This window comes from Streptomyces sp. NBC_00654 (genome assembly GCF_026341775.1).
GTDB lineage: Bacteria > Actinomycetota > Actinomycetes > Streptomycetales > Streptomycetaceae > Streptomyces.
This window is the reverse complement of record NZ_JAPEOB010000001.1, coordinates 3,032,882-3,054,379: the sequence shown is the minus strand read 5'-3', so window position 1 is coordinate 3,054,379 and position 21,498 is coordinate 3,032,882. Positions and strand designations below refer to the sequence as shown.

The 21,498-nt window shown below is 72.5% G+C and carries 18 protein-coding genes; 3 read left to right on the top strand and 15 right to left on the bottom strand.

Annotated features, from left to right (window positions below; genetic code table 11):
• Window positions 1-45 precede the first annotated feature (45 nt).
• From OHA98_RS13115 to OHA98_RS13075, 9 genes are all read right to left on the bottom strand, one after another.
• Window positions 46-588 carry an O-acetyl-ADP-ribose deacetylase gene (locus OHA98_RS13115; RefSeq protein WP_266925427.1) on the bottom strand — a complete coding sequence of 181 codons (543 nt, stop codon included), beginning with the start codon at window positions 586-588 and terminating at the stop codon, window positions 46-48.
• A gap of 60 nt (window positions 589-648) precedes the next feature.
• Complete coding sequence (locus OHA98_RS13110; protein ID WP_266925425.1) at window positions 649-2,064, bottom strand: NAD(P)/FAD-dependent oxidoreductase; 1,416 nt, start codon at window positions 2,062-2,064, stop codon at window positions 649-651.
• A 146-nt stretch (window positions 2,065-2,210) separates the two neighbouring features.
• A complete protein-coding gene (locus tag OHA98_RS13105) occupies window positions 2,211-3,056 on the bottom strand; it encodes an inositol monophosphatase family protein (RefSeq protein WP_266925423.1) in 846 nt (281 codons plus the stop codon).
• Between the two features lie 45 nt (window positions 3,057-3,101).
• Window positions 3,102-4,943 carry a gamma-glutamyltransferase family protein gene (locus OHA98_RS13100; protein WP_266925421.1) on the bottom strand — a complete coding sequence of 614 codons (1,842 nt, stop codon included), beginning with the start codon at window positions 4,941-4,943 and terminating at the stop codon, window positions 3,102-3,104.
• 215 nt (window positions 4,944-5,158) lie between these two features.
• On the bottom strand, window positions 5,159-6,115 hold the full coding sequence (locus OHA98_RS13095) for an ABC transporter ATP-binding protein (RefSeq protein ID WP_266927900.1): 957 nt from the start codon (window positions 6,113-6,115) through the stop codon (window positions 5,159-5,161).
• An 86-nt stretch (window positions 6,116-6,201) separates the two neighbouring features.
• On the bottom strand, window positions 6,202-7,308 hold the full coding sequence (locus OHA98_RS13090; protein WP_266925419.1) for an ABC transporter ATP-binding protein: 1,107 nt from the start codon (window positions 7,306-7,308) through the stop codon (window positions 6,202-6,204).
• Complete coding sequence (locus OHA98_RS13085) at window positions 7,305-8,126, bottom strand: ABC transporter permease (RefSeq protein ID WP_266927899.1); 822 nt, start codon at window positions 8,124-8,126, stop codon at window positions 7,305-7,307. The genes OHA98_RS13090 and OHA98_RS13085 overlap by 4 nt, the downstream gene beginning before the upstream one ends.
• 65 nt (window positions 8,127-8,191) lie before the next feature.
• Window positions 8,192-9,145, bottom strand: coding sequence for an ABC transporter permease (locus tag OHA98_RS13080; RefSeq protein ID WP_266925417.1), 954 nt, complete (start codon window positions 9,143-9,145; stop codon window positions 8,192-8,194).
• Window positions 9,142-10,725, bottom strand: a complete 1,584-nt coding sequence (locus tag OHA98_RS13075; RefSeq protein ID WP_266925415.1) for an ABC transporter substrate-binding protein — start codon at window positions 10,723-10,725, stop codon at window positions 9,142-9,144. Before OHA98_RS13075 ends, OHA98_RS13080 begins: the two co-directional genes overlap by 4 nt.
• 492 nt (window positions 10,726-11,217) lie before the next feature.
• Here OHA98_RS13075 and OHA98_RS13070 point away from each other — a divergent pair, with 492 nt between their 5' ends.
• Complete coding sequence (locus tag OHA98_RS13070) at window positions 11,218-11,913, top strand: type 1 glutamine amidotransferase domain-containing protein (protein WP_266925414.1); 696 nt, start codon at window positions 11,218-11,220, stop codon at window positions 11,911-11,913.
• A gap of 145 nt (window positions 11,914-12,058) precedes the next feature.
• Here the strand turns inward: OHA98_RS13070 and OHA98_RS13065 are convergent, their stop codons facing one another.
• Both OHA98_RS13065 and OHA98_RS13060 read right to left on the bottom strand, forming a co-directional pair.
• On the bottom strand, window positions 12,059-12,442 hold the full coding sequence (locus OHA98_RS13065; protein WP_266927898.1) for a hypothetical protein: 384 nt from the start codon (window positions 12,440-12,442) through the stop codon (window positions 12,059-12,061).
• A 126-nt stretch (window positions 12,443-12,568) separates the two neighbouring features.
• Window positions 12,569-13,237: a TetR family transcriptional regulator gene (locus tag OHA98_RS13060; protein WP_266927897.1), complete on the bottom strand. Its 669-nt coding sequence runs from the start codon at window positions 13,235-13,237 to the stop codon at window positions 12,569-12,571.
• Window positions 13,238-13,381: 144 nt separating this feature from the next.
• Between OHA98_RS13060 and OHA98_RS13055 the strand changes: the two genes are divergently transcribed.
• Window positions 13,382-14,167, top strand: coding sequence for an electron transfer flavoprotein subunit beta/FixA family protein (locus tag OHA98_RS13055; RefSeq protein ID WP_266925412.1), 786 nt, complete (start codon window positions 13,382-13,384; stop codon window positions 14,165-14,167).
• Window positions 14,168-14,332: 165 nt separating this feature from the next.
• A complete protein-coding gene (locus tag OHA98_RS13050) occupies window positions 14,333-15,295 on the top strand; it encodes an electron transfer flavoprotein subunit alpha/FixB family protein (protein ID WP_266925410.1) in 963 nt (320 codons plus the stop codon).
• Between the two features lie 154 nt (window positions 15,296-15,449).
• On the opposite strand, the gene OHA98_RS13045 is transcribed toward OHA98_RS13050, so the two are convergent.
• The 4 genes from OHA98_RS13045 to OHA98_RS13030 form a co-directional block, all read right to left on the bottom strand.
• Window positions 15,450-16,841 carry a glutamine synthetase gene (locus tag OHA98_RS13045; protein ID WP_266925408.1) on the bottom strand — a complete coding sequence of 464 codons (1,392 nt, stop codon included), beginning with the start codon at window positions 16,839-16,841 and terminating at the stop codon, window positions 15,450-15,452.
• Window positions 16,838-18,736 (bottom strand): IucA/IucC family siderophore biosynthesis protein, encoded by a 1,899-nt coding sequence (locus tag OHA98_RS13040; RefSeq protein ID WP_266925406.1) that lies wholly within the window; start codon window positions 18,734-18,736, stop codon window positions 16,838-16,840. Before OHA98_RS13040 ends, OHA98_RS13045 begins: the two co-directional genes overlap by 4 nt.
• Complete coding sequence (locus tag OHA98_RS13035) at window positions 18,733-20,229, bottom strand: lysine N(6)-hydroxylase/L-ornithine N(5)-oxygenase family protein (RefSeq protein WP_266925404.1); 1,497 nt, start codon at window positions 20,227-20,229, stop codon at window positions 18,733-18,735. The genes OHA98_RS13040 and OHA98_RS13035 overlap by 4 nt, the downstream gene beginning before the upstream one ends.
• 247 nt (window positions 20,230-20,476) lie before the next feature.
• Window positions 20,477-21,328 carry a (2Fe-2S)-binding protein gene (locus tag OHA98_RS13030; protein WP_266925402.1) on the bottom strand — a complete coding sequence of 284 codons (852 nt, stop codon included), beginning with the start codon at window positions 21,326-21,328 and terminating at the stop codon, window positions 20,477-20,479.
• Window positions 21,329-21,498: the final 170 nt, after the last annotated feature.

Genomic DNA, 21,498 nt, shown 5'->3' with positions numbered 1-21,498 from the left:
TGCCACGTCTCAGCCCAGTGTCACGGCACAGCCCAGTGTCACGTATCAGCCCTCTTTCGCGAGGGCCTCTTCGAACTCCGCGTACGCATGCGCGTCGAACAGCACGAAGCGCACCTCTTCTACGGGTGCCACGGCCTCCGCCAGCACCGTCCGGATCGCGAGGCGCGCGCCGTCGTCCATCGGCCAGCCGTAGATGCCGGTCGAGATCGCCGGGAACGCGACGGCGCTGGCCCCCAACTCCGCGGCCACGCGCAGGGATTCGCGGTAGCAGGAGACCAACAGCGCTGAGCGGTCCTCGACTCCGCTGAAGACCGGGCCGACCGTATGGATGACCCAACGGGCGTCCAGCCGGCCGGCGGTGGTGGCCACGGCACGTCCGGTGGGCAGGCCCTTGCCGTAGTGCGAGGCGCGCAGGTCCCGGCAGGCGGCGAGGATCTCCGGACCGCCGCGCCGGTGGATCGCGCCGTCCACGCCGCCTCCGCCGAGGAGCGAGGAATTCGCGGCGTTGACGATGGCGTCGACGGACTGGGCGGTGATGTCGCCCCGGAACAGCCGGACGGCCACCGGCTCGGGCTCGGAGGTGCTCATGCGGACATCATGCCGTCACACCGGGGCCCGCGCCCTCGTTCACCGGGCCTCGCGCCTCGTTCACCGGGCCCGGAGCCGCCGCCAGACGGCCTTCGCCGCGTGGTGACCCGACATGCCGTGCACGCCGGGGCCCGGCGGTGTGGCCGATGAGCAGAGGAAGACCGCCGGGTGGGCGGTGGCGTAGGGGACACGGGCGAGCTTGGGGCGGATCAGGGTCTGGAGTCCGGAGAAGGCCCCGCAGGCGATGTCACCGCCGACGTAGTTGGCGTTGCGCGCGGCGATCTCGGGCGGTCCCGCGACCGCGCGGGCGAGCACCAGATCGCGGAACCCGGGGGCGAACCTCTCCAGTTGGCGTTCGATGACGTCGGTGGCGTCGCCCTCCCAGGCCGCCGGGACATGCCCGTACACCCAGAAGACATGGCGCCCCTCGGGGGCTCTGGACGGGTCGGTCACGCTCGGCTGCGCGGTGATCAGGAAGGGCACGTCCGGGTCCCGGCCCTGGACGGCGGCGCGCAGCGCGGTGTCGATCTCTCCGGCGGTGGGCCCGATGTGGACCGTGCCGGCGCGCCGGGCCTCCTGCGCCGTCCAGGGCACCGGGCCCGACAGCGCATAGTCGATCTTGAACGTGGCGGCGCCGTAGCGGTAGCCGCGGTAGGCGTCGCCGAGTCCGGCGATCCGGGCCATGGCGGTGGGTGAGGTGTCGAAGATGTAGGAGCGGGCGGGCGGGAGTTCGTCCAGCCGTCTGACCTCGGTGCCGGTGCGGATCGTGCCGCCCTGTTCGCGTACGTAGGAGGCGAGGGCGTCGGAGATGGCCTGCGAGCCGCCGCGCGGCACCGGCCAGCCGTTCTCGTGGGCGGCGAGCGCGAAGACCAGGGCGATGGCCCCGGTGGCGAATCCGCTGGTCGGCGCTATGGCATGGGCGGCGAGACCGGCGATGAGCCCCCGGGCCCGGTCCCCGTCGAAGCGCCGCGAGAGCCAGGTCGCGGGCCGCAGCCCGAGCGCGCCGAAGCGGGCCAGCCGGTACGGGTCACGGGGCAGTCCGTCCCACGGGGTGCGCAGGAAGTCGGCGGCGAGAGTGTCCCAGTGGCCGAGGAAGGGGGCGACGAGCCTGCGGTAGGCCCCGGCGTCCTGCGGCCCGAGCGACATCGCGCTCTCCCCCACCGACCGGTTGAGGACGGCGGCGGTGCCGTCCGGGAAGGGGTGCGCGAGCGCCAGCTCCGGCTGGAGCCACTCCAGTCCGTGCCGGGCCAGGGGCATCCCCCGGAACGCGGGTGAGCCGATCCCCAGCGGGTGGACGGCGGAGCACGGATCGTGCCGGAAGCCGGGAAGGGTGAGCTCCTCGGTGCGGGCGCCTCCGCCGACGGTCCCGGCCGCCTCGTACACCTCCACGGCGAAGCCCCGGCGGGTCAGTTCGGCCGCGGCGGTCAGTCCGTTGGGGCCCGCCCCCACGACGACGGCATCGAGCATCGACGGCACCTTCGGGCTCCTTCGTCAGCCGGTGGGCAAGGGGCCCAGGATATTCGGGCCCGCGGACAGCGTGGTGGCGGGGCGTCCCCGGCGGGCCGAGGGACGGCCGTGGACGGCCCGGGACCGCCGGGGTTGTCCGTCGGCGCCGGTACGGGTCAGGCTCCCGCGCGCAGCGCGGTCAGGACGCGGGCCGCGGTGGCCTCGTCGCGGGCCGCCGTGAAGGGCAGGTCGTTGCCGCCGGTGATCCGGTAGGGGACGCCGGAGAGGGTGGCCTGCGCGCCGCCCGCCTCGGTGACCAGGAGCAGGCCCGCCGCGTGGTCCCAGGCGAACTCCCAGTTGAAGGCGACCGCGTCCGACTCGCCGCGGGCCACGGCGAGGTACTCCAGGCCCGCCGAGCCGCAGGGGCGCGCGTCGATGCCGTCGGTGCGCAGGCCGAGCAGCGCCCGCTTCTGGGCGTCGGTGGTGTAGTCGGGGTGGGACATCGCCACCCTCAGGACGGCGTCCGGGGCGGGCGAGCCGGAACGTATCGGCACTCCGTCGAGCATGGCGCCCCGGCCGCGTACCGCGACGGCCATCTCGTCCCGTGCGGCGGCGTACGTCCAGGAGGCGAGGATCTCGCCGTGGTGCGCGAGGGCCACGAGCGTGCAGAAGCCCGTCTCGCCGCGGACGAACTGCCGGGTGCCGTCGACCGGGTCGACGATCCACACCGGGGCGTCGCCGCCCAGCGCGTCGTACACCGCCGCGTCGGCGTGGACGGCCTCCTCGCCGACGACGACCGATCCGGGCAGCAGTGCGGTCAGGGAGGCGGTGAGGTGTTCCTCGGCGAGCCGGTCGGCGGTGGTGACCAGGTCGTGCGGGCCGTTCTTCTCGATGATCTCGTCCGCCGCGAGCTGCCGGAAGCGCGGCATGATCTCGGCGGCGGCCGCGGCGCGGACGGCCGCCTCGACCTCGGTCAGCGGCCCGGTGTCCCCGGCGGTCTCGGCCAGAAAGTCATCGATCATGACTCCAGCTAAGCACGCGCCGCCGGGGACATCTCGGGCGGGCGGTCAGCGGCCGACCGCGTACCCCTGCATCCCGCGCGGATTGGCGGCGGCGGACAGGACGCCGGTCCCCGGGTCCCTGGCGACCGCGCACATGCGGCCCTCGGACCAGGCGCTGCCGACCGTGACGTCGTGGCCGCGGCGGCGCAGCTCCGCGACGACCTCCGGGTCCATGCCCTCCTCGACGGTGACACTGCCCGGACGCATGCCGCGCGGGAAGAAGGAACCCGGGAAGCTGTCGTTGTGCCAGTTCGGGGCGTCGATGGCGCCCTGGAGGTCGAGACCGCCGCGGACCTCGGCGCGCAGGGCGACGGCGAGGAAGAAGTGCAGCTGCCACTGGTCCTGCTGGTCGCCGCCCGGCGTGCCGAACGCCATGACGGGGACGCCGTCGCGCAGGGCGAGGGACGGGGTGAGCGTGGTGCGGGGGCGGCGGCCGGGGGTCAGCGAGTTCGGCAGCCCCTCCTCCAGCCAGGCCATCTGGAGCCGGGTGCCGAGCGGGAAGCCCAGCTCCGGCACGACCGGGTTGGACTGGAGCCAGCCGCCGCTCGGGGTGGCGGAAACCATGTTGCCCCAGCGGTCGACGATGTCGACATGGCAGGTGTCGCCCCGGGTGCCGCCGTCGGCGGCCACCACCTGCTCACCGGGCTCCGCGCCGTCCTTGGCCACGGTGGGCTCGCCGACTCCGGCCGCCGGGATGCCCATGGCGTCGAAGCCGGACTCCCCGGAGGCGACCGCGTGCGCGTGCGCGCTGAGGACCGGGGTGCGGCCGCCGGGGCTGCCGGGGCGCAGCTCCCGTGAGGCGGTGCCGGTGATCAGGGCGCGGCGTTCGGCGTTGTACGGCTCGGAGAGCAGCGCGTCGAGCGGTACGCCGGTGGCGTCGCCGTACCAGGCCTCGCGGTCGGCCATCGCCAGCTTGCAGCCCTCGATGAGCAGGTGGACGTAGTCGGCGGAGCCGTACCGCGGCAGTTCGGCGGGGAGCAGGGCGAGTTGCTGGAGGAAGGCGGGCCCCTGGCTCCAGCCGCCCGCCTTGGCCAGGGTCCAGCCGTTCCAGTCGTACGTGGCGGGCGCCTCGTACGACGCGGACCAGCCCGCCAGGTCGGCGGCGGTGAGGGTGCCGGTGTGGCGGTTCCCGCTGGTGTCCTTGGTGGGGACGGCGGCCTGGCGGACGAGTGCCTCGGCGATGAAGCCGGTGCGCCAGATCGCGCGGGCGGCCTCGATCTGCGCGGTGCGGTCCTCGCCGCCGGTCTCCTCGGCCTCCGCTGTCAGCCGGCGCCAGGTCGCGGCGAGGGCCGGGTTGCGGAACAGCTCGCCCGGCCTGGGCGACCTGCCGCCGGGGAGGTAGACGTCGGCGGAGGTCCGCCACTCCGTCTCGAAGAGCTCGCGGACGGTCTCCACGGTCTGGCCGACGCGTTCGACGGGGGCGTGGCCGTCCTCGGCGTAGCCGATCGCGTACCGCAGGACCTGGGCGAGGGTCCTGGTCCCGTGGTCGCGCAGCAGCAGCATCCAGGCGTCGAAGGCGCCCGGTACGGCGGCGGCGAGCGGTCCGGTGCCGGGCACCAGGTCGAGGCCGAGGGAGCGGTAGTGCGCGACGGTGGCGCCCGCGGGGGCGGGGCCCTGGCCGCACAGCACCTGTACGTCGCCGTCCTCGGGCGCCAGGATCATCGGCACCTCACCGGCCGGGCCGTTGAGGTGCGGTTCGACGACGTGCAGGACGAATCCGGCGGCGACGGCCGCGTCGTAGGCGTTGCCGCCGTCCTCCAGGACGGCCATCGCGGACTGCGAGGCGAGCCAGTGGGTGGAGGACACCATGCCGAAGGTGCCCTGGAGGGTCGGCCGGGTGGTGAACACGGGTGCGGCTCCTTGCTGCGACGTGCGAGGTTCTGGAGTGGGGGTGCGGGGAGTTCGGGTCGGGCGCGGTCGGTCCGGGGACGGTCAGGTCTGCGGGACGGTCAGGTCTGCGGGACCTTCGGGTCTCCGGGACCTTCGGGTCTCCGGGACCTTCCGGGTTCTTGGCTGCTGTGCGGATCGTACGTACGCGCCGTCGGCGGCTCCGCGGCCGAGGGTCAGGCGGCCGCGTCGGGGGCCGTGCCGTCGTCGGTCACGAGGTGGCAGGAGACCTGCCGTCCGCCGGGGATCCCGCGCAGTTCCGGCACCTCGGTGCGGCACCGGTCGGTGACCAGCGGGCAGCGGGTGTGGAAGCGGCAGCCGGGCGGAGGGTCGAGCGGGCTGGGCAGTTCGCCGTGCAGCACGATGCGTTCGCGTGAGCGCTGGAGCACCGGGTCGGGGACGGGCGCGGCGGACAGGAGCGCCTGGGTGTAGGGGTGCTTGGGAGCGGTGAACAGCTCCGCGGTCGGGGCCTGTTCGACGATCTGGCCGAGGTACATGACGGCGATCCGGTCGGCGAGGAACTCGACGGCCGCCAGGTCGTGGGTGATGAACAGACAGCCGAAGCCCCGGTCGCGCTGGAGGTCGGCGAGCAGATTGAGCACCGACGCCTGGACGGAGACGTCGAGTGCGGAGGTCGGTTCGTCGGCGATCACCAGATCGGGGTCGCAGGACAGCGCGCGGGCGATCGAGATGCGCTGGCGCTGCCCGCCGGACAGCTCGTGGGGGTGCCGGTCGGCGTGTTCGGGGCGCAGTCCGACCTGGCCGAGCAGCTGCTCGACCCGGTCCCGTACGGCGGCGCCGCGGGCCCGGCGGTGCAGTCTGATGGGTTCCGCGATGATCTGGCCGATCGTCATCCGCGGGTCGAGCGAGGACGACGGGTCCTGGAAGACCAGGTGGAAGTCCTTGCGCAGGGGGCGCAGGGCACGGCGGGACAGGTGGGTGACATCCGTGCCGTTGATACGGACGGTCCCGGCGGTGGGTTCGTCCAGGCGTACGGCGCAGCGCCCGACGGTCGACTTGCCGCTGCCGGACTCGCCGACGAGGCCGACGACCTCGCCGCGCCCGATGGTGATCGAGACCCCGTCGACGGCGCGGACGGTGCCGCCGCCGGATGCGGCGAAGTGCCGTTCCATGGCGCTGATTTCCAGCACCGGGGGGTGCGGGGTGCCTTCCTTGCCCTCGCCGCTTGCGCGCGGTGCGGGGACGGCCTGTGCGGTGGTCACTTTCCGGCCTCCTGGTCGGGTCGCGCGTCGGGGGCGGCTGCCGCTTCGCCGTCGGTGTACGGGTGCCAGCAGGCCGCCCGGTGCGGGGCGTCCGCGCCGGACCGCCGGTCGACGGACCTCAGACCGGGCCGGCCGCCGGTACAGATATCGTCGGCGCGGGCGCAGCGGGGGGCGAAGGTGCAGGCGTCGGGCTGGCTGTCGAGGCTCGGGACGAGGCCGGGGATCTCGGGGAGCCGGCGCTTGCCCTCGCCGCCGGGCCGGAGCACCGCGCCGAGCAGTCCGCGGGTGTAGGGGTGGCGGCCGGAGGCGAACAGGTCGTGGACCGGGGCCTGTTCGACGGCCCGGCCCGCGTACATCACGAGCACCCGGTCGGCGGCGTCCGCGACGACGCCGAGGTCGTGGGTGACCAGGACGATGGCGGTGCCGAGCCGTTCGCGCAGCGACTGGAGGACTTCGAGGATGCCCGCCTGCACGGTGACGTCGAGTGCGGTCGTCGGCTCGTCGGCGATGAGGACGGACGGGTCGCAGGCGACGGCGATGGCGATCATGACGCGTTGGCGCATGCCGCCGGAGAGTTGGTGCGGGTACTCGTCGATGCGGCGGGCGGGGGCGGGGATGCCGACGAGTTCGAGGAGTTCCACGGCGCGTGCCCCGGCCTCCTTCTTGCTCAGCCCCTGGTGCCTGCGCAGCACTTCACCGATCTGCCGGCCGATGGTGAGGACCGGGTTCAGTGAGGTCATCGGCTCCTGGAAGATCATCGCGATGTCCTTGCCGCGGATCTTCTGGAGCTCCTTCTCCGGCGCGCCGACCAGTTCGCGTCCGCCCAGCCTGATCGAGCCGCCGATCCTGGCGGTCGGCGGGAGCAGCCCCATGGCCGCCATCGAGGTGACGGACTTCCCGCAGCCCGACTCCCCCACCACGGCGAGGACTTCGCCGGGTGCGAGGTCGTAGGAGAGACCGTCGACGGCGTGCACGGTGCGGGTGTCGGAGCGGAAGGAGACCGACAGGTCGCGCACGCTGAGGACGGGTTCGCGGGCGGACTCCCGTACGGCTGCGGAATCGGGCACGGGCTCGGGCCCGGTCCCGGGAACGGTCTCGGTCATCGGGTCCCTCCACGGGGGTCGAGGACGTCCCGCAGTCCGTCGCCGAGCAGATTGAAGGCCAGCGTCGCCGCGACGATCGCCAGACCGGGGAAGACCGCCAGCCAGGGCGCGGGGGCCAGGAACGACTGGGCTCCGGAGAGCATCACGCCGAGCGAGGGGTCGGGGGGCTGGACTCCCAGGCCGAGGAAGCTCAGGAGTGCCTCGCCGATGATCGCCGCGGGGATGCCGACGGTGGCCTGGACGATGAGTGCGGAGGTGGCGTTGGGCAGGATGTGCCGGAAGAGGACGGTGGCGTCCCCGCCGCCGTTGACGATGGCCGCCCCGACGTAGTCGACGTGTTTGAGCCGGAGGGTCTCGGCCCGGGTGATACGGATGACGGCGGGGATCTGGGAGATGCCGATGGCGATGGTGGCGTTGGTCAGCGACGGGCCGAGGATCGCGGCGAGCCCGACGGCGAGCACCAGGAACGGGAACGCCAGCATGGTGTCGGTGAGGCGTGACACCGCACTGTCGGCGAACCGGCCGTAGTACCCGCCGAGCAGTCCCAGCGGTACGCCGACGACGAAGGCCAGGACGACGGCGACGAGGCCGACCTGCATCGAGGCGCGGGCACCGTGGACGATGCGGGAGAGCTGGTCGCGGCCGAGGTCGTCGGTGCCCAGCCAGTGTGCCCAGCTGGGCTCGGCGAGGACGTTGCCGAAGTCGGGCTGCGCGGGATCGTACGGGGCGATGAGCGGGGCGAACAGGGCGGCGAGGATGAAGACGGCGGCGATGACCGCCCCGGTCAGGGCGAGCCGGTTGCGGCGCAGGGCCCGCAGCTTGCCGCCGCCCCCGCGCCTCCCGGTGGCCGGAGGCGGGGTGGGGAGCGCTGTGGTCGCGGTGGTCACCGGGCACCTCCGAGCCGGATGCGCGGGTCGATGACCGAATAGACCACGTCGACCAGCAGATTGATGAGGATGTACGCGGCCGAGGTGCAGAGCACCACGGCCTGGAGCGTCGCGTAGTCACGGGTGAAGACGGCATCGATGGTCAGCTTGCCGAAGCCGGGCAGGACGAAGATCTGCTCGGTGACGACGGCGCCGGAGATCAGATGGCCGAGCTGGAGGCCGAGCACGGTCACCACGGTGACGAGGGAGTTGCGCAGCGCGTGGCCGCCGATGACGGAGCGCCTGGACAGTCCCTTGGCGCGGGCGGTGCGGACGTAGTCGGCGGAGAGCGAGTCGAGCATCGCGGCCCGGGTCTGCCGCATCACGACGGCGGCGAGTCCGGAGCCGAGCACGATCGCGGGCAGCACCATGCGGCGCAGGTTGTCGATCGGGTCGGTGCCGAAGGGGACGTATCCGGAGGCGGCGAACACCGGCAGGGCGATGGCGAATCCGAGAACGAGCACGATGCCGAGCCAGAACGTCGGGATGGAGAGGCCGATCAGCGCGATGACGTTGGCCAGCCACTCCTCCGGCTTTCCGCGCCGTACGGCGGCCACGACACCGGCACCGATGCCGAGGACGATCGCCAGGAGCAGGGAGAGCGCGGCCAGTTCCAGGGTGACGGGCAGGGCCTGCCCGATGGCATCGGCGACCGGGAGCCCGGTGCGGGAGGAGTTGCCGAGGTCGCCGGTGAGGGCGTGGCCGATGAACCGCCCGTACTGGACCACGACGTTGTCGTCGAGTCCGTAGCTCTCGCGGATCGCGGCGAGCGCCTCGGGGCTGCGCTCCTCCCCGGCCAGCGCGAGTGCCGGATCGCCGGGCAGCGCCCGGATTCCGGCGAAGACCACGACGCTGACGAGGAAGAGAGTGATCAGGGACTGGCGCAGGCGCGTCAGCAGGTATTTCGTCATCGGGTGTACCCCGCAGTCCTGACCCGGACCAGTCCGTCGCCGTAGACGCGGATGCCCGCGACGTCCTTGGTGGCGACGACGTAGTTCTTCTGCCGGTAGAGGTAGATCATCGCGTGGGCGTCCTGGACGCGACGGGTGAGTTCGTCGTAGATCTCGGTGCGCCGGGCCGGATCGGCGACGGTGCGGCCCTGGGCGATCAGTGCGTCGATCCGGGGGTCGCCGAGGCCGTAGGCGTTCATGGCGCCGGCGGTCTTGAGGAAGTTGGACACGTTGCCGTCCGGGTCGAGCCGGCCGGACCAGCCGCTGGTGAAGACGTCGTAGTCGCCCGCGTCGGTCTCCGCGAGCATGGTGGCGTACTCGGTGGGCCGCAGCGTCAGTTCGAAGCCCGCCTCCTTGACCATGGCCTGGAGGACCTGGCCGACGCGCCCCTGTTCGGGGGTCGTGGAGGTCTTCAGCTCGATCCTGACCGGGGTCCTCACTCCCGCCTCCTTCAGCAGCTTCCTGGCCTTGGCGACATCGCGCCGGGGGCAGTCCTCGGGCTTGACGCCGGGTGCGATGGCGGACTGCGGGGAGATCGGGCCGCAGGCCGGTTCGTACATGCCCTGGAAGACGACCTTGTTGATCAGGTCGCGGTCGATGGCGAGTTCGAAGGCCTCCCGGACGCGGACGTCCCGGGCGATCGGGGTGTCGAGCCTGCCGGGCTTCTTCCCGAGGCCGTTCACATTGCCGACGTTGAGGCCGATGCCCTGGTAGCCGAGGGAGGGCGAGTTGAACAGCTGGAGCTTCGGCTCGGTCAGTGCGCTGCGTACGTCGACGGGGCCCATCTGGTCGCCGACCTGGAGGTCGCCGGAGCGCAGGTTGGCGAGGCGGACGTTGCCGTCGGGGATGGGTTTGTAGACGACGCCGTCCAGCCGGACGTTGTCGGCGTCGTAGTAGTGGGGGTCCTTCTCCAGCACGATGCGGTCGCCGCCGACGCGCTCGACGAAGCGGAAGGGGCCGACGCAGGAGGGGTGGTTGGTGAAGTCCTTCCCGTACTTCTTGAGTGCGGCCGGTGACATCACCATCCCGGCCCGGTCGGCGAGTACGCCGGTGAGCGGTACGTAGGGGTGGTCGAGGGTCAGGCTGACGGTGAGCGGTCCGGTGGCCCGGATCCCGGTGACCGGGGCCAGTTCGGTGCCGCGAGCGGATCCGGGGAGATCGCGGTGGCGCAGCAGTGAGGTGACGACCGCTCGGGCGTCGAGCCGGGTTCCGTCGCTGAACGTCAGACCGGGGCGCACCGTCAGGGTGACGGTGCGGCCGTCGGCCGAGACGCCCGGGAGTGCCGCGGCGAGCTGCGGCACGACGGCGCCGTCCTCGTCGATGTCGTAGAGCTTCTCGCACATGCCCGCGAAGACCGTGCGGCCTACAAGGGTCTGGGCAAGGGTGGGGTCCAGTTTGTCGGGGTCGGAGTTGAGGGCGACGGTGAGTGTCCCGCCGTCGCGTACGGGCCGCTCATCGGTCTTCCGTACACCGCCGACCTCGGTCGCCGAGGACTGCAGCGACGCGCAGCCCGAGGTGAGGGACACCAATGCAACTGCCACCAGGGCAACCGCTTTTCGGCGCACGAGGGCCTACCTCCCGCCAGGGGGTGATCAAGGGAATATCGCAGACCGTATTTCGCATACAGTCCGCAAGGCAAGAGGTCCGCCCACATGGCGGACAAGATTTTCCTGACGATCGGATAACGGAGGGGACGCGGGACCGACGCACGGGGCCCGTACACCGGACCGACGCGCCGATGCCCGGAGCCCGACGCGCGGGGCCGATATCCGGGGCCGATGCGCGGGGCCGATGCGCCGCGCCGCCCGGACGGGCGCGGCCACCAGGGCGAACCCCTCACCCGCGAGGCGCACCGCCCCCGGGGCCCGCCGCAGGGCCGCGCCCCGGTGATGACCAGGAGACAAGGACACGCGGCTCCCCCGGGAACGGCTCCCCCGGGGCGGGCCGATCAGCCGCGCCCGCCCTCCGCCGGCCGCCGCAGCCGACTACGGTCGGAGTCGTCAGCGACGCCCCGGACCGCGGAGACATGTGACATGGCAAAGATCCTTCTCGTGCTGACCGGCGCCGACCACTGGACCCTGGCCGACGGGACCGAGCACCCGACCGGCTTCTGGGCCGAGGAGGCCGCCGCCCCGTACGAGGCGTTCACCACCGCCGGCCACGAGGTCGTCGTCGCCACACCCGGCGGAGTCGTACCGACCGTGGACCGCGGGAGCCTGGCCCCCGACGTCAACGGCGGCCAGGAAGGCGCCGCCCGCGTCGCCGCGACGCTCGACTCGTTCAGCGCGCTGCGGGAGCCGATCGCACTGGAGGACGTGGACCTGGACGCCTACGCCGCCGTCTTCTACCCCGGCGGCCACGGGCCCATGGAGGACCTCGCCGTCAGCGCCGCCTCCGGCCGGCTGCTCGCTTCGGCCCTGAAGTCCGGCAAGCCGCTCGGAGTCGTCTGCCACGGCCCGGCGGCGCTGCTCGCGGCGGACGGCCCGGACGGCACCAACGCGTTCTCCGGATACCGGCTGACCGGTTTCACCAACGCGGAGGAACGCCAGGCAGGGCTCGCCGACAGGGCGAAGTGGCTGCTCCAGGACCGCCTCGTGGAGATCGGCGCCGAATTCCAGGAGGGCGAGCCATGGGCGCCGTTCGTGATCGTCGACCGCAACCTGGTCACGGGCCAGAACCCCGCGTCCTCCGCACCGCTGGCCGCCGAACTCCTCAAGAAGCTGACCTGAAGCCGGACGGACGGGGACGAGGCGGGGACGGGGCGAGGCGGGACGGGGCGAGGCGGGACGGGGCGAGAACGGGGACGGGGCGAGAACGGGGACGGGGCGAGAACGGGGCGGGGACGGACGTGGCGGGGTCGACGGGGCGGGCGCGTCAGGTCCAGGCGTTGCACTCGGGCGGATCGCAGAGTTCGAAGACGACATCGTCCTCGCCCACCGCGCCCCCGCCCGCCCCCACGGCGGCGACGGGTCGGACCCGCGCACCGGCCGTCACCAGGTGCGGGGCGACACCCACGACCCGGCAGCGGAAGACGAAGCCTTCGGAGAACCGCACCAGGGACTCGTTGCGTGCCGCTTCCGTGTAGCGGTGCACGACCGCGGCCCGTACGACGACACCGTCACCGGCGCTGTGCTCGGGTTCCAGGTCGCTCGACGCGCAGACGGGACACAGCAGCCGCCGGAAGGAGGCGGTGCCGCACCAGCGGCAGCGGTGGTAGGACAGTCCGCACTCCTCGTGCGGCTTCCGGACGGTGCCAATTCCTGACTGGGACACGGCTCTACCCCCTGCGCTCGGATCGCACGCGCCGCACCTCGACGTCGGCGCGTCCGCACCATATGGCACTGAGTGCCGAGACGTAAAGGCACTGAGTGCCTAATCTCGGACTCACTCCTGGCCCACGACCGCCTCGATCTGCTGCACGACGCGCCACATCGGGGTGCCCCTCGGGGCGACCATGACGATCACCTCGTTGTCGCCGGACGCCACCGCCGTACGTTCGACGGGGCTCCCCCACACCTCCCGGACCAGGCCCAGCGCATGATCCACGGCAGCCTCGGGATCACCCGCACCGCCCGAACGCAGCCACTGGCGCAGCCCGTTGTTGTGCGCGGCGACCACCGAAGCGGCGATCACCTCCGCCCGCAGCGCCTCGTCACCCGTCTCACCGAACCGGCCCCGGAGATGACCGGCCAGCGTCTGCTCGTAGCGGCGCACCACGGAGAGTTCATACGTGCGCAGACCGGGAACCTCCCGGGTGAGCCGGTAACGCTGCACGGAGAACTCGGGGTTGGCGGCGTACATCCGCAGCACGATCCGGGCCGCGTCGCACACCGCCGCCACCGGATCGCTGTCGTCGACGGCCGCCAGAAAAGCGGTCACCTCGGCGAGACAACTCTCGTGATCCGGGAAGACCGCGTCCTCCTTGGAGGGGAAGTAGCGGAAGAACGAACGCCGCCCGACCCCGGCCCGCGCCACGATGTCGTCCACCGTTGTCTGCTCGAATCCGCGCTCCAGGAAGAGCTGGAAAGCCGCCTGTGCGAGCACCTCCCGCATGGGGGCCTTCTTCTCCGGTCTGCGCGCCTCGGTCATGCGGCGAAACGTAGCACCGGAACGACGCTTTGGCACTACGTACCTTTACAGAGGGTACTGAGTGCCATAATCTCGTTCTACGAACCACACCCAGGTAGGAGAGCCGGCGTGAGCTTGAGGATCGTTGTCTGTGTGAAGTATGTGCCCGACGCGACCGGTGACCGGCGTTTCGCCGATGACCTGACGGTGGACCGTGAGGATGTCGATGGTCTGTTGTCGGAGCTGGACGAGTACGCGGTCGAGCAGGCGTTGCGGATCGCGGACGGGGTGGACGGGGCTGAGGTGACCGTGCTGACGGTGGGTCCCGAGGACGCGAAGGACGCGTTGCGCAAGGCGTTGTCGATGGGTGCGGACCGGGCTGTTCATGTGGAGGACGACGCTCTGCACGGTACGGACGCGATGGGGACGTCGCTGGTGCTGGCGAAGGCGGTCGGGCGGGCGGGGTTCGATCTGGTGATCTGTGGGATGGCGTCGACGGACGGCACGATGGGTGTGCTGCCGGCGTTGCTCGCGGAGCGGCTGGGGGTGGCTCAGGTGACGTTGTTGTCGGAGGTGTCGGTCGGGGACGGTGCGGTGCGGGGGCGTCGGGACGGTGACACGGCCAGTGAGGTGCTGGAGGCGTCGTTGCCGGCGGTGGTGTCGGTGACCGACCAGTCGGGCGAGGCGCGGTATCCGTCGTTCAAGGGGATCATGGCGGCGAAGAAGAAGCCGGTGGAGTCGCTGGATCTGGATGATCTGGGGATCGGCGCGGACGAGGTCGGTCTGGGGGGTGCGTGGACGGTCGTGGACGCGGCGGTGGAGCGTCCGGCGCGGACGGCGGGCACGGTCGTGAAGGACGAGGGTGAGGGCGGCAGGCGGCTGGCCGAGTTCCTCGCGGGCCGGAAGTTCATCTGACGCGCTCCTCGCCCGCCGTGTCCGGCCGGTTGTGCCGGTTGTGCCGGTCCGGTTGATCTGGTTGATCCGGTTGGTCTGGTTGGTCTGGTTGGTCCGGCCGGGTCGTGCGGTGGGTGGTGTGTGTGTTCCTCTACCTGTTTCTTCGTATGTGCGGGAGATCTTGTCATGGCTGAAGTTCTGGTTTTTGTCGATCATGTGGACGGTGCGGTCCGTAAGCCCACGCTGGAGCTGCTGACGCTGGCGCGGCGGCTGGGTGATCCGGTGGCGGTGGCGGTGGGTGCCGGTGCGGCCGGGACGGCGGGGGTGCTCGCGGAGCACGGTGCGGTGCGGGTGCTGACCGCGCAGGGTCCGGAGTTCGCGGATTATCTGGTGGTGCCGCGGGTCGACGCGCTGGTGGCGGCGTTCGGGGCGGTGTCGCCGGTGGCGGTGCTGCTGCCGTCGTCGGCGGAGGCGAAGGAGATCGCGGCGCGGGTCGCGGTGCGTACGGGTTCGGGGATCATCACGGACGCGGTGGACGTGGAGGCGGGCGAGGCGGGTCCGGTCGCGGTGCAGTCCGCGTTCGCGGCGTCGTTCACGACGCGGTCGCGGGTCGTGAAGGGGGTTCCGGTGATCACGGTGAAGCCGAACTCGGCGCCGGTCGAGGCGGCTCCGGCCGCGGGTGCGGTCCAGGAGCTGGCGGTGGAGTTCTCGGACCTGTCGACGGCGGCGCGGGTGCTGTCGCGGACGCCGCGGGAGTCGACGGGGCGTCCCGAGCTGACCGAGGCCGCGATCGTGGTGTCCGGCGGCCGGGGGGTGAACGGGGCGGAGAACTTCCCGCTGATCGAGGCGCTCGCGGACTCCCTCGGCGCGGCGGTCGGTGCCTCGCGTGCCGCGGTCGACGCCGGGTGGTACCCGCACTCCAGCCAGGTCGGGCAGACCGGCAAGTCGGTCTCCCCGCAGCTGTACATCGCTTCCGGGATCTCCGGCGCGATCCAGCACCGGGCCGGGATGCAGACCTCGAAGACGATCGTCGCGATCAACAAGGACGCCGAGGCCCCGATCTTCGACCTCGTCGACTACGGGATCGTCGGAGACCTCTTCGACGTCGTGCCCCAGCTCACCGAGGAGATCAATACCCGCAAGGGCTGACCCCCACCACACACCAACACACGTACCACCACAACAGCACCACCCACAGCACCACCCCGGCCGGGGCCGCACGGTGACACCCACCGCGCGGCCCCGGCCCCGTTCCGGACAGGGGCACTCGACGGGGCCGGGGCGGCCCGGACGGCCTCGGTGATCAGGACCTGAGGGCTCCGCGGCGGCGCTGCCAGTCGGTGACGCCGTCGCACCAGTCGTCCAGCTCCGCCCTGAAGAGAGCGGCACAGTGGTCGACGAGTTCGGCGTCGAGCAGCCGTACCGGGAGCGGGGACGTGCTGAACCGGTCGAGTGCCTGCCAGGGGGTGGTGGGCAGCCGGTCCTGCTCCTTGCCCGGTGGGGGAAGCGGGAGGCCGTCCTCGATGCCCGAGAGTCCGGCGGCGAGCAACGCCGCGACGGCGAGGTGGGGTTGGGCGTCGGCCCCCGGGAACCGGCATTCGAGCCGCAGGGACGGTCCGTGACCGGCCAGCCGGACGGCGGCGGTGCGGTCGTCGGCACCCCAGCGGACCGAGGTCGGCGCGAAGTCGCCGGTGCGCAGCCGCACATAGGAGTTGACGGTCGGCGCCCAGATCGGGGTCAGGTCTCCCGCCGCCCGCAGCACTCCGGCGAGGAACGCTCCCAGGAGCGGGCCCGGGCGGCGCGGGTCGCCCGCGCCCGGCCCCAGATTGTGGCCGTCCACGTCGTTCAGCGAGAGGTGGACATGGCAGGAGCTGCCCTGCCCCGGGCCCTCCGCCGCGAGGTAGGAGGCGGTGACACCGTGGCGGGCCGCGGCCTGCCGTACGAGGGTCTGCTGGACCATCGCGTCGTCGCAGGCGGCCAGCGCGTCACGGTGACGGAGCACGATCTCGTACTGACCGGGGTGGCATTCGGCGCGCGCCGACTCCACTCCCAGCGCCGCCCCGCGCAGCGTGGAACGGATCTCGCGCAGCAGGGGGGCCAGGTTCTCCGTGCCGCCCAGCGCGTAGTCGATGCCATGGGCGGTGAGGGGCGAGCCGTCGGCGCGGTGAAATGTCACCTCGTGCTCCAGGCCGACGGACGGCACGATGCCCAGCGCCTCGGCGGCTGCGAGCCGCTGTCGCAGAACAGTGCGGGGCGCGACCGTGACGGGACGGCCGTCCGGCCAGGCCGCGTCGCACACGACGTACCAGCTGCCCTCCTCCGCGAGGCCGTCACCCGGGTCGGGCTGCGGCAGCAGCGTGGCCGGGTCCGGGCGCAGGACGAGGTCGGAGTAGGTGCCGTAGTAGCGCTGGAGCTCGGGCGCCGAGGAGGTACCGCGCTCCACGGTCCAGGCACAGAGATAGGTGCAGGCGCCGTAGCCGTCGTCGAGCACGGACTCCAGGGCGAAGGCTCCGTCGAGGTCGACGGCGGCGAAGCGGGCGTGCGGATCGGGAGCGAGGAGGGTGAGCCTCGAGGGCGCCCGCGCGGCCAGCTCCTCGCGGATCGTGGCCCCTGCCCCGGCACGGGCCGCGAGGGTGCGCGGGCCGGTCGGCCGCTGCCAGAAGGCGGCGGCCGCCGGGCGTGGGCCCGGGTTCACCAGGCGCCCTCCGGGTCGGGACCGGCCAGCGGGTTGGGTACGCGGCCGAAGCGCACATCGAACTCCTCGTCCCGGTCGACGCGTTCGAAGCCCTCCCCCGCGAGGTGCTCCCGGTTGAGACACACCCGCTCGACGTCCGGGGCGAACAGGTCGAGGTCCGGGTAGCGCCCGGCGTCCTCGGGGAAGCGGTCGGCGTAGGCGCGGACGACGGTGCGCACCTGCTCCCACATCGCGGGGCGGGAATGGCCGAGGTCGTCGTGGGCGATCTCGGCGAGGAAGCGGATCTGGCCGGAGAAGACGGACGAGAACAGGGACTGGGCCATCAGCGGCGCCGGCCAGCGCAGCATGTCCGTGCGGGCTTCCTCCGCGAGCGTGTCGTGGACGGGAAGTTCGGTGTCGACGAGGTCGACGCCCTGGGCGAAGTCCTTGATCATGACACGCAGCGGGCGGCCGTCCGGGTCGGTGATCAGGACGAGGTTCTGGCTGTGCGGGCAGAAGGCGACACCGTACCGGTGGAACCAGTGCAGCAACGGGGTGAGGATCAGGTCGAAGAGCCTGCCGAACCAGTCCTCGGCCGCCATGCCGGAGGTGTGGATCAGATGGGTGAGGACGCTGTCGCCGCGGTGGTCGCGGTAGGGAAGCGCGGCCAGCGACACGGCGCGTTCGCCGGGGGCGACCCGGGTCCGCAGCGGTTCGCGCCACAGGACGCCGAGCGTTTCGTGGAAGCGGTAGGGCAGCTCTTCCAGGGTGCCGAGGAGCGGGTGGGTGACGGAGACCGCGGCGACTTCGCCGAGCAGATCGAAACGGTACTCCTCGCGCAGCAGCCGATCGTTCCCGTGGATGCCGAGCAGCCATTCGGTGACGGCGGGCCCGGCGAGGGTGGCGGCGGAGTTCAGTCCGCGGTAGACGAGGGTGTTGCGCACCGAGCAGGCGGTCTTGACGTCCCGTCGGGCGGGGTGGCTGACATTGGCCAGCGTACGGACGGTCTGGTGCGGCACATAGGTGTCGGCCGAGTCCCCGAGGTGCACCACGCGGCCCGTGGCGAGCTCGGCCGCGTAGAGGGTGCCGACGATCTCGTCCCACTGCCAGGGGTGGACCGGCATCCACACATAGTCGGTCGGGTCGGTGCCGGCGGCGGCGCTGCTGTCGGTGAGGCGCTCGGCGAACGCCTGCCGGGTGGCCTCGTCCAGTTCCTCGGCGAGCAGGGTGGCCGCGTCGAGCCCGGCCACCGAGCGGAACGCCGCCAGGTCCCGGTGGACGGCGGCCCAGCGGACGGCGAAGGGTGTACGGGCCTCGGGGGCGAGCCGGGCCCGGTCGGCGGCGGAGAATCCGACCCGGCCCTTGTTGACGACGATGCGCGGGTGGCCGGGCAGATACCCCTCGGCGATGTCGTAGGGCAGGGCGGCGAGTTCGGCCGCGGTGATCGGGACGGTGAGGCGGAGCGCCTCGTTGGAGACGGTGGCGGTCAGCTCACCGAGGACGTCGGCGAGGCGCATTCCGGTGAGGCCGAGGACCCGGCGGGCGTCGGTGACGAGGATGCGCGGGTCGTCCGCCGCGGCGAAGGACTCCGTACCGTCGGGATGTGCACGGTGACGGGTGACGGACTTCGGGGTGACGACCCAGCAGCGGAAGGCTCCGTGCCGGGCGCGGAAGCGGTACGTGACCCCGTCCGGCAGTTCGAGCCGCCAGGCCGGGTCGCTGCCCTCGGTGACAGGAGCGGCGTCCGGGACCGGCTCGAAGAGGTACTCGTAGCTGAGTTCACCGAGCGTCTTCTCGGTGATCTGTCTTCCGGCCTCCCGCCAGGTGACGGCGGCCCGGCGAGCCGCTTCGCGAGCGGGCCCGGGGCCGGTCTCCTCGACGGCGGGATGGGGCTGCGGGTCTATGTACGCGGTCACGGACATCCTCCGGTGGTGCCGGTAGCGGGGCCGGTGCCGGTAGCGGGGCCGGCGGCAGGGGTGGTGGCACGGCTGGTGGCGGTAGCGGGGCCGGCGGCCGTGCCGGGCGTGGCCACGGGCTCGGTGGCGCCGCCGCATGCTCCCGAACGGTCCCCACCGCCGAGACCGAAGGTGGTGAAAGCGGTGCGCTCGGGCAGCGGATAGGTGTCCTTGCCGGTCAGCGCGTTGATGATGACGGCGGAACGCCAGGCCGCGAGGCCCAGGTCGGGACTGCCGACCCCGTGCGTGTGCTGTTCCGCGTTCTGTACGAAGACGGAGCCGCCGATCTCCCCTCCGAGCACCAGCCGTTGGGCCTCGTCGATCTGGGGGCGGCCGGCCCCGTCGCGCACGATGTGGGGATCCAGCGCGGCGAGGAGCCCGTCGACGGGCCGTTCCCGGTAGCCGGTGGCGAGCACGACGGCGTCGGTGCCGAACCGGCCCCGGGTGGCCTGCCGGCCGTGCTCGACGCGGAGTTCGATGCGCCCGCTGCCGGTGGCGTCGGCGCCGATGACCTCGATACCGGGTGTCAGGGTGACATCGGGCCAGCCTCCGTCGAGGCTGCGCCGGTAGAGCTCGTCGTGGATCTCGCCGAGCGTCTCCCCGCTGACACCCTTGTACAACTGCCACTGCCTCGGCAGCAGTTGATCACGGACGGCCTGCGGCAGGCCGTGGAAGTAGCGGGTGTAGTCGGGCGTGAAGTGCTCCAGGCCGATCTTGCTGTACTCCATGGGGGCGAACGCCGGGGTCCGGGCGAGCCAGGTCAGCCCCTCTCCCCCGCCGGGCCGCGAACGCAGCAGGTCCAGCAGCACCTCCGCGCCGGACTGGCCGGAGCCGACGACGGTGACATGCCGGGCGGCCATCAGCCGGTCCCGGTGGGCGAGATAGTCGGCGGAGTGCAGCACCAGGGAGCCCGGGTCCTCGGCGAGGGCCCGCAATGGCTCGGGGACGTACGGCGCCGTACCGACGCCCAGTGCGACATGGCGGGCGCGGGCGAGGCCGGCCGCGAGCTCTTCTCCGTCCGGGCCGAGCCGGGTGAAGCCGACGGCGAAGGACCCCCGTGCGGCGTCCCAGGCCACGGTGTCCACCCGGTGGCCGAAGCGGGTGGAGGCGAGCGCGCCGCTGACCCAGCGGCAGTAGCTGTCGAACTCGGAGCGCTGGATGTGGAAACGCTCGGCGAAGTAGAAGGGGAAGAGCCGCTGACGGTTCTTCAGATAGCTGAGGTAGGACCACGGGCTGGTCGGCTCGACCAGACTCACCAGGTCGGCCAGGAAGGGAACCTGGAGCGTGGAGCCCTCGATGAGGAGGCCCGGGTGCCAGTGGAATGAGGCGCGCTGCTCGTGGAACGCGGCACGCAGGCCGGGCACCCCGTCGGCCAGTGCGGCGAGCGAGAGATTGAAGGGCCCCACACCCACCCCCAGCAGATCGAGGGGCTCTTTTTCCGGTCGGGGCGTCATCGGGATCCTCCGGATGGGAGTGCGGGGATACCGGGCGCTCCCGCTTCGCGGAGCGGCAGCAGTCCCGGAACCATGTCGTGGCGGGCGCCGGGTTCGGCCGAGTCGCCGCCGGGGGCGGGCCTCTGAGCACAGGTCAGGCCGATCGCACCGCCCATGAACTGAGCACGCGGCATGGCGAATACCCTTCGGTCGAAGTGCACGGGTGCGGGGGTCGCCACCGGCCCCGCCGGGGGCGGCGGGAGGCCGTTCAACAGCTGCGCGGGCACGTCGCGCAGAGGCTGTCGGGGCGAATCGTGTAGTACAGACAGCAGCCCGTGCGGGTACGGGTGTACCCGCCGTCCGGGTCCGGGGAAGGGCGGAAACCCGCGCCGCCCATGTACGGAGCGGTGTTGCCCGGCAGCAGGGTGTCCGCCGCCCGGGTGGCGGCCGCCTCCTCACCCAGATGCCGCCCGATGTGCCAGATCCCACCGGCCAGTTGATCGGTGACCATGCCCCACAGGGCGCGCGGCCTGCGCCGCACCAGCGGCCGGAACGCGTCGAGCACCGGCCCGGTCTGGCGGGCGACGGAGGCGCGCAGTTCCGCGCGCAGGGCCTCCTCGCCGGACAGGACGCGCACACCGGGCAGAGCCGCCGCGCGGTCGCCGGGCAGACAGGTCAGCCCCAGGGGCCGGACGGCGAAGGCCCGGTTCTGCCACGCGTACCGGATCCGGTCCAACGGCAGCCACGGCACCCGGCGTTGCAGATACCAGGGCCCGCTGAGCGTCAGACACGCGGTGAACAGATAGCGCTGCAGCGCCCAGGTGGCGGCCACATCCCTCCGGGGCGGCTGCCCATACACCCCCCGGATGCGCTCCGCCTCCACATCCACCAGGTGCTCCACCCGCTCCGGTTCCGCGGCGATCCGGCTCCCCCGGACCCAGTCGTCGGCACCCCCGGCACCGGTGTCGCCGCCACCGGTATCCCGGACCTCGTGTTCCCGTTCGCCGTCCCCGGCCGCGATGCGCACGAGGGGCGAGACCGCCTCCAGCCGGGTGTAGGTGTCCGCGACGAGGGCGGACCAGGTGGGGGTGGCGACATCCGAGGCGCTGACGAGCGGCACTGCACTTCCCGGTTCTCCGAAAGCAATGAGGTTAGGCTTACCTTATATGGCCCGAGAGGCCGGGCGGCCACCGTCACCTCCGCGCCACGCCCGACGAGTTGGGGCGTGCGGGTGCTGCTGGCCTCACGGCGTACGCCGGGCGGTCGCCGCCCGCCGCGGGGGCCGGTCCT

Coding starts and splice junctions, on each gene's coding strand:
- OHA98_RS13115 (WP_266925427.1), bottom strand. CDS start 588: ATGAGCACCTCCGAGCCCGAGCCGGTGGCCGTCCGGCTGTTCCGGGGC.
- OHA98_RS13105 (WP_266925423.1), bottom strand. CDS start 3,056: ATGATCGATGACTTTCTGGCCGAGACCGCCGGGGACACCGGGCCGCTG.
- OHA98_RS13095 (WP_266927900.1), bottom strand. CDS start 6,115: ATGGAACGGCACTTCGCCGCATCCGGCGGCGGCACCGTCCGCGCCGTC.
- OHA98_RS13090 (WP_266925419.1), bottom strand. CDS start 7,308: ATGACCGAGACCGTTCCCGGGACCGGGCCCGAGCCCGTGCCCGATTCC.
- OHA98_RS13080 (WP_266925417.1), bottom strand. CDS start 9,145: ATGACGAAATACCTGCTGACGCGCCTGCGCCAGTCCCTGATCACTCTC.
- OHA98_RS13070 (WP_266925414.1), top strand. CDS start 11,218: ATGGCAAAGATCCTTCTCGTGCTGACCGGCGCCGACCACTGGACCCTG.
- OHA98_RS13060 (WP_266927897.1), bottom strand. CDS start 13,237: ATGCGGGAGGTGCTCGCACAGGCGGCTTTCCAGCTCTTCCTGGAGCGC.
- OHA98_RS13050 (WP_266925410.1), top strand. CDS start 14,333: ATGGCTGAAGTTCTGGTTTTTGTCGATCATGTGGACGGTGCGGTCCGT.
- OHA98_RS13035 (WP_266925404.1), bottom strand. CDS start 20,229: ATGACGCCCCGACCGGAAAAAGAGCCCCTCGATCTGCTGGGGGTGGGT.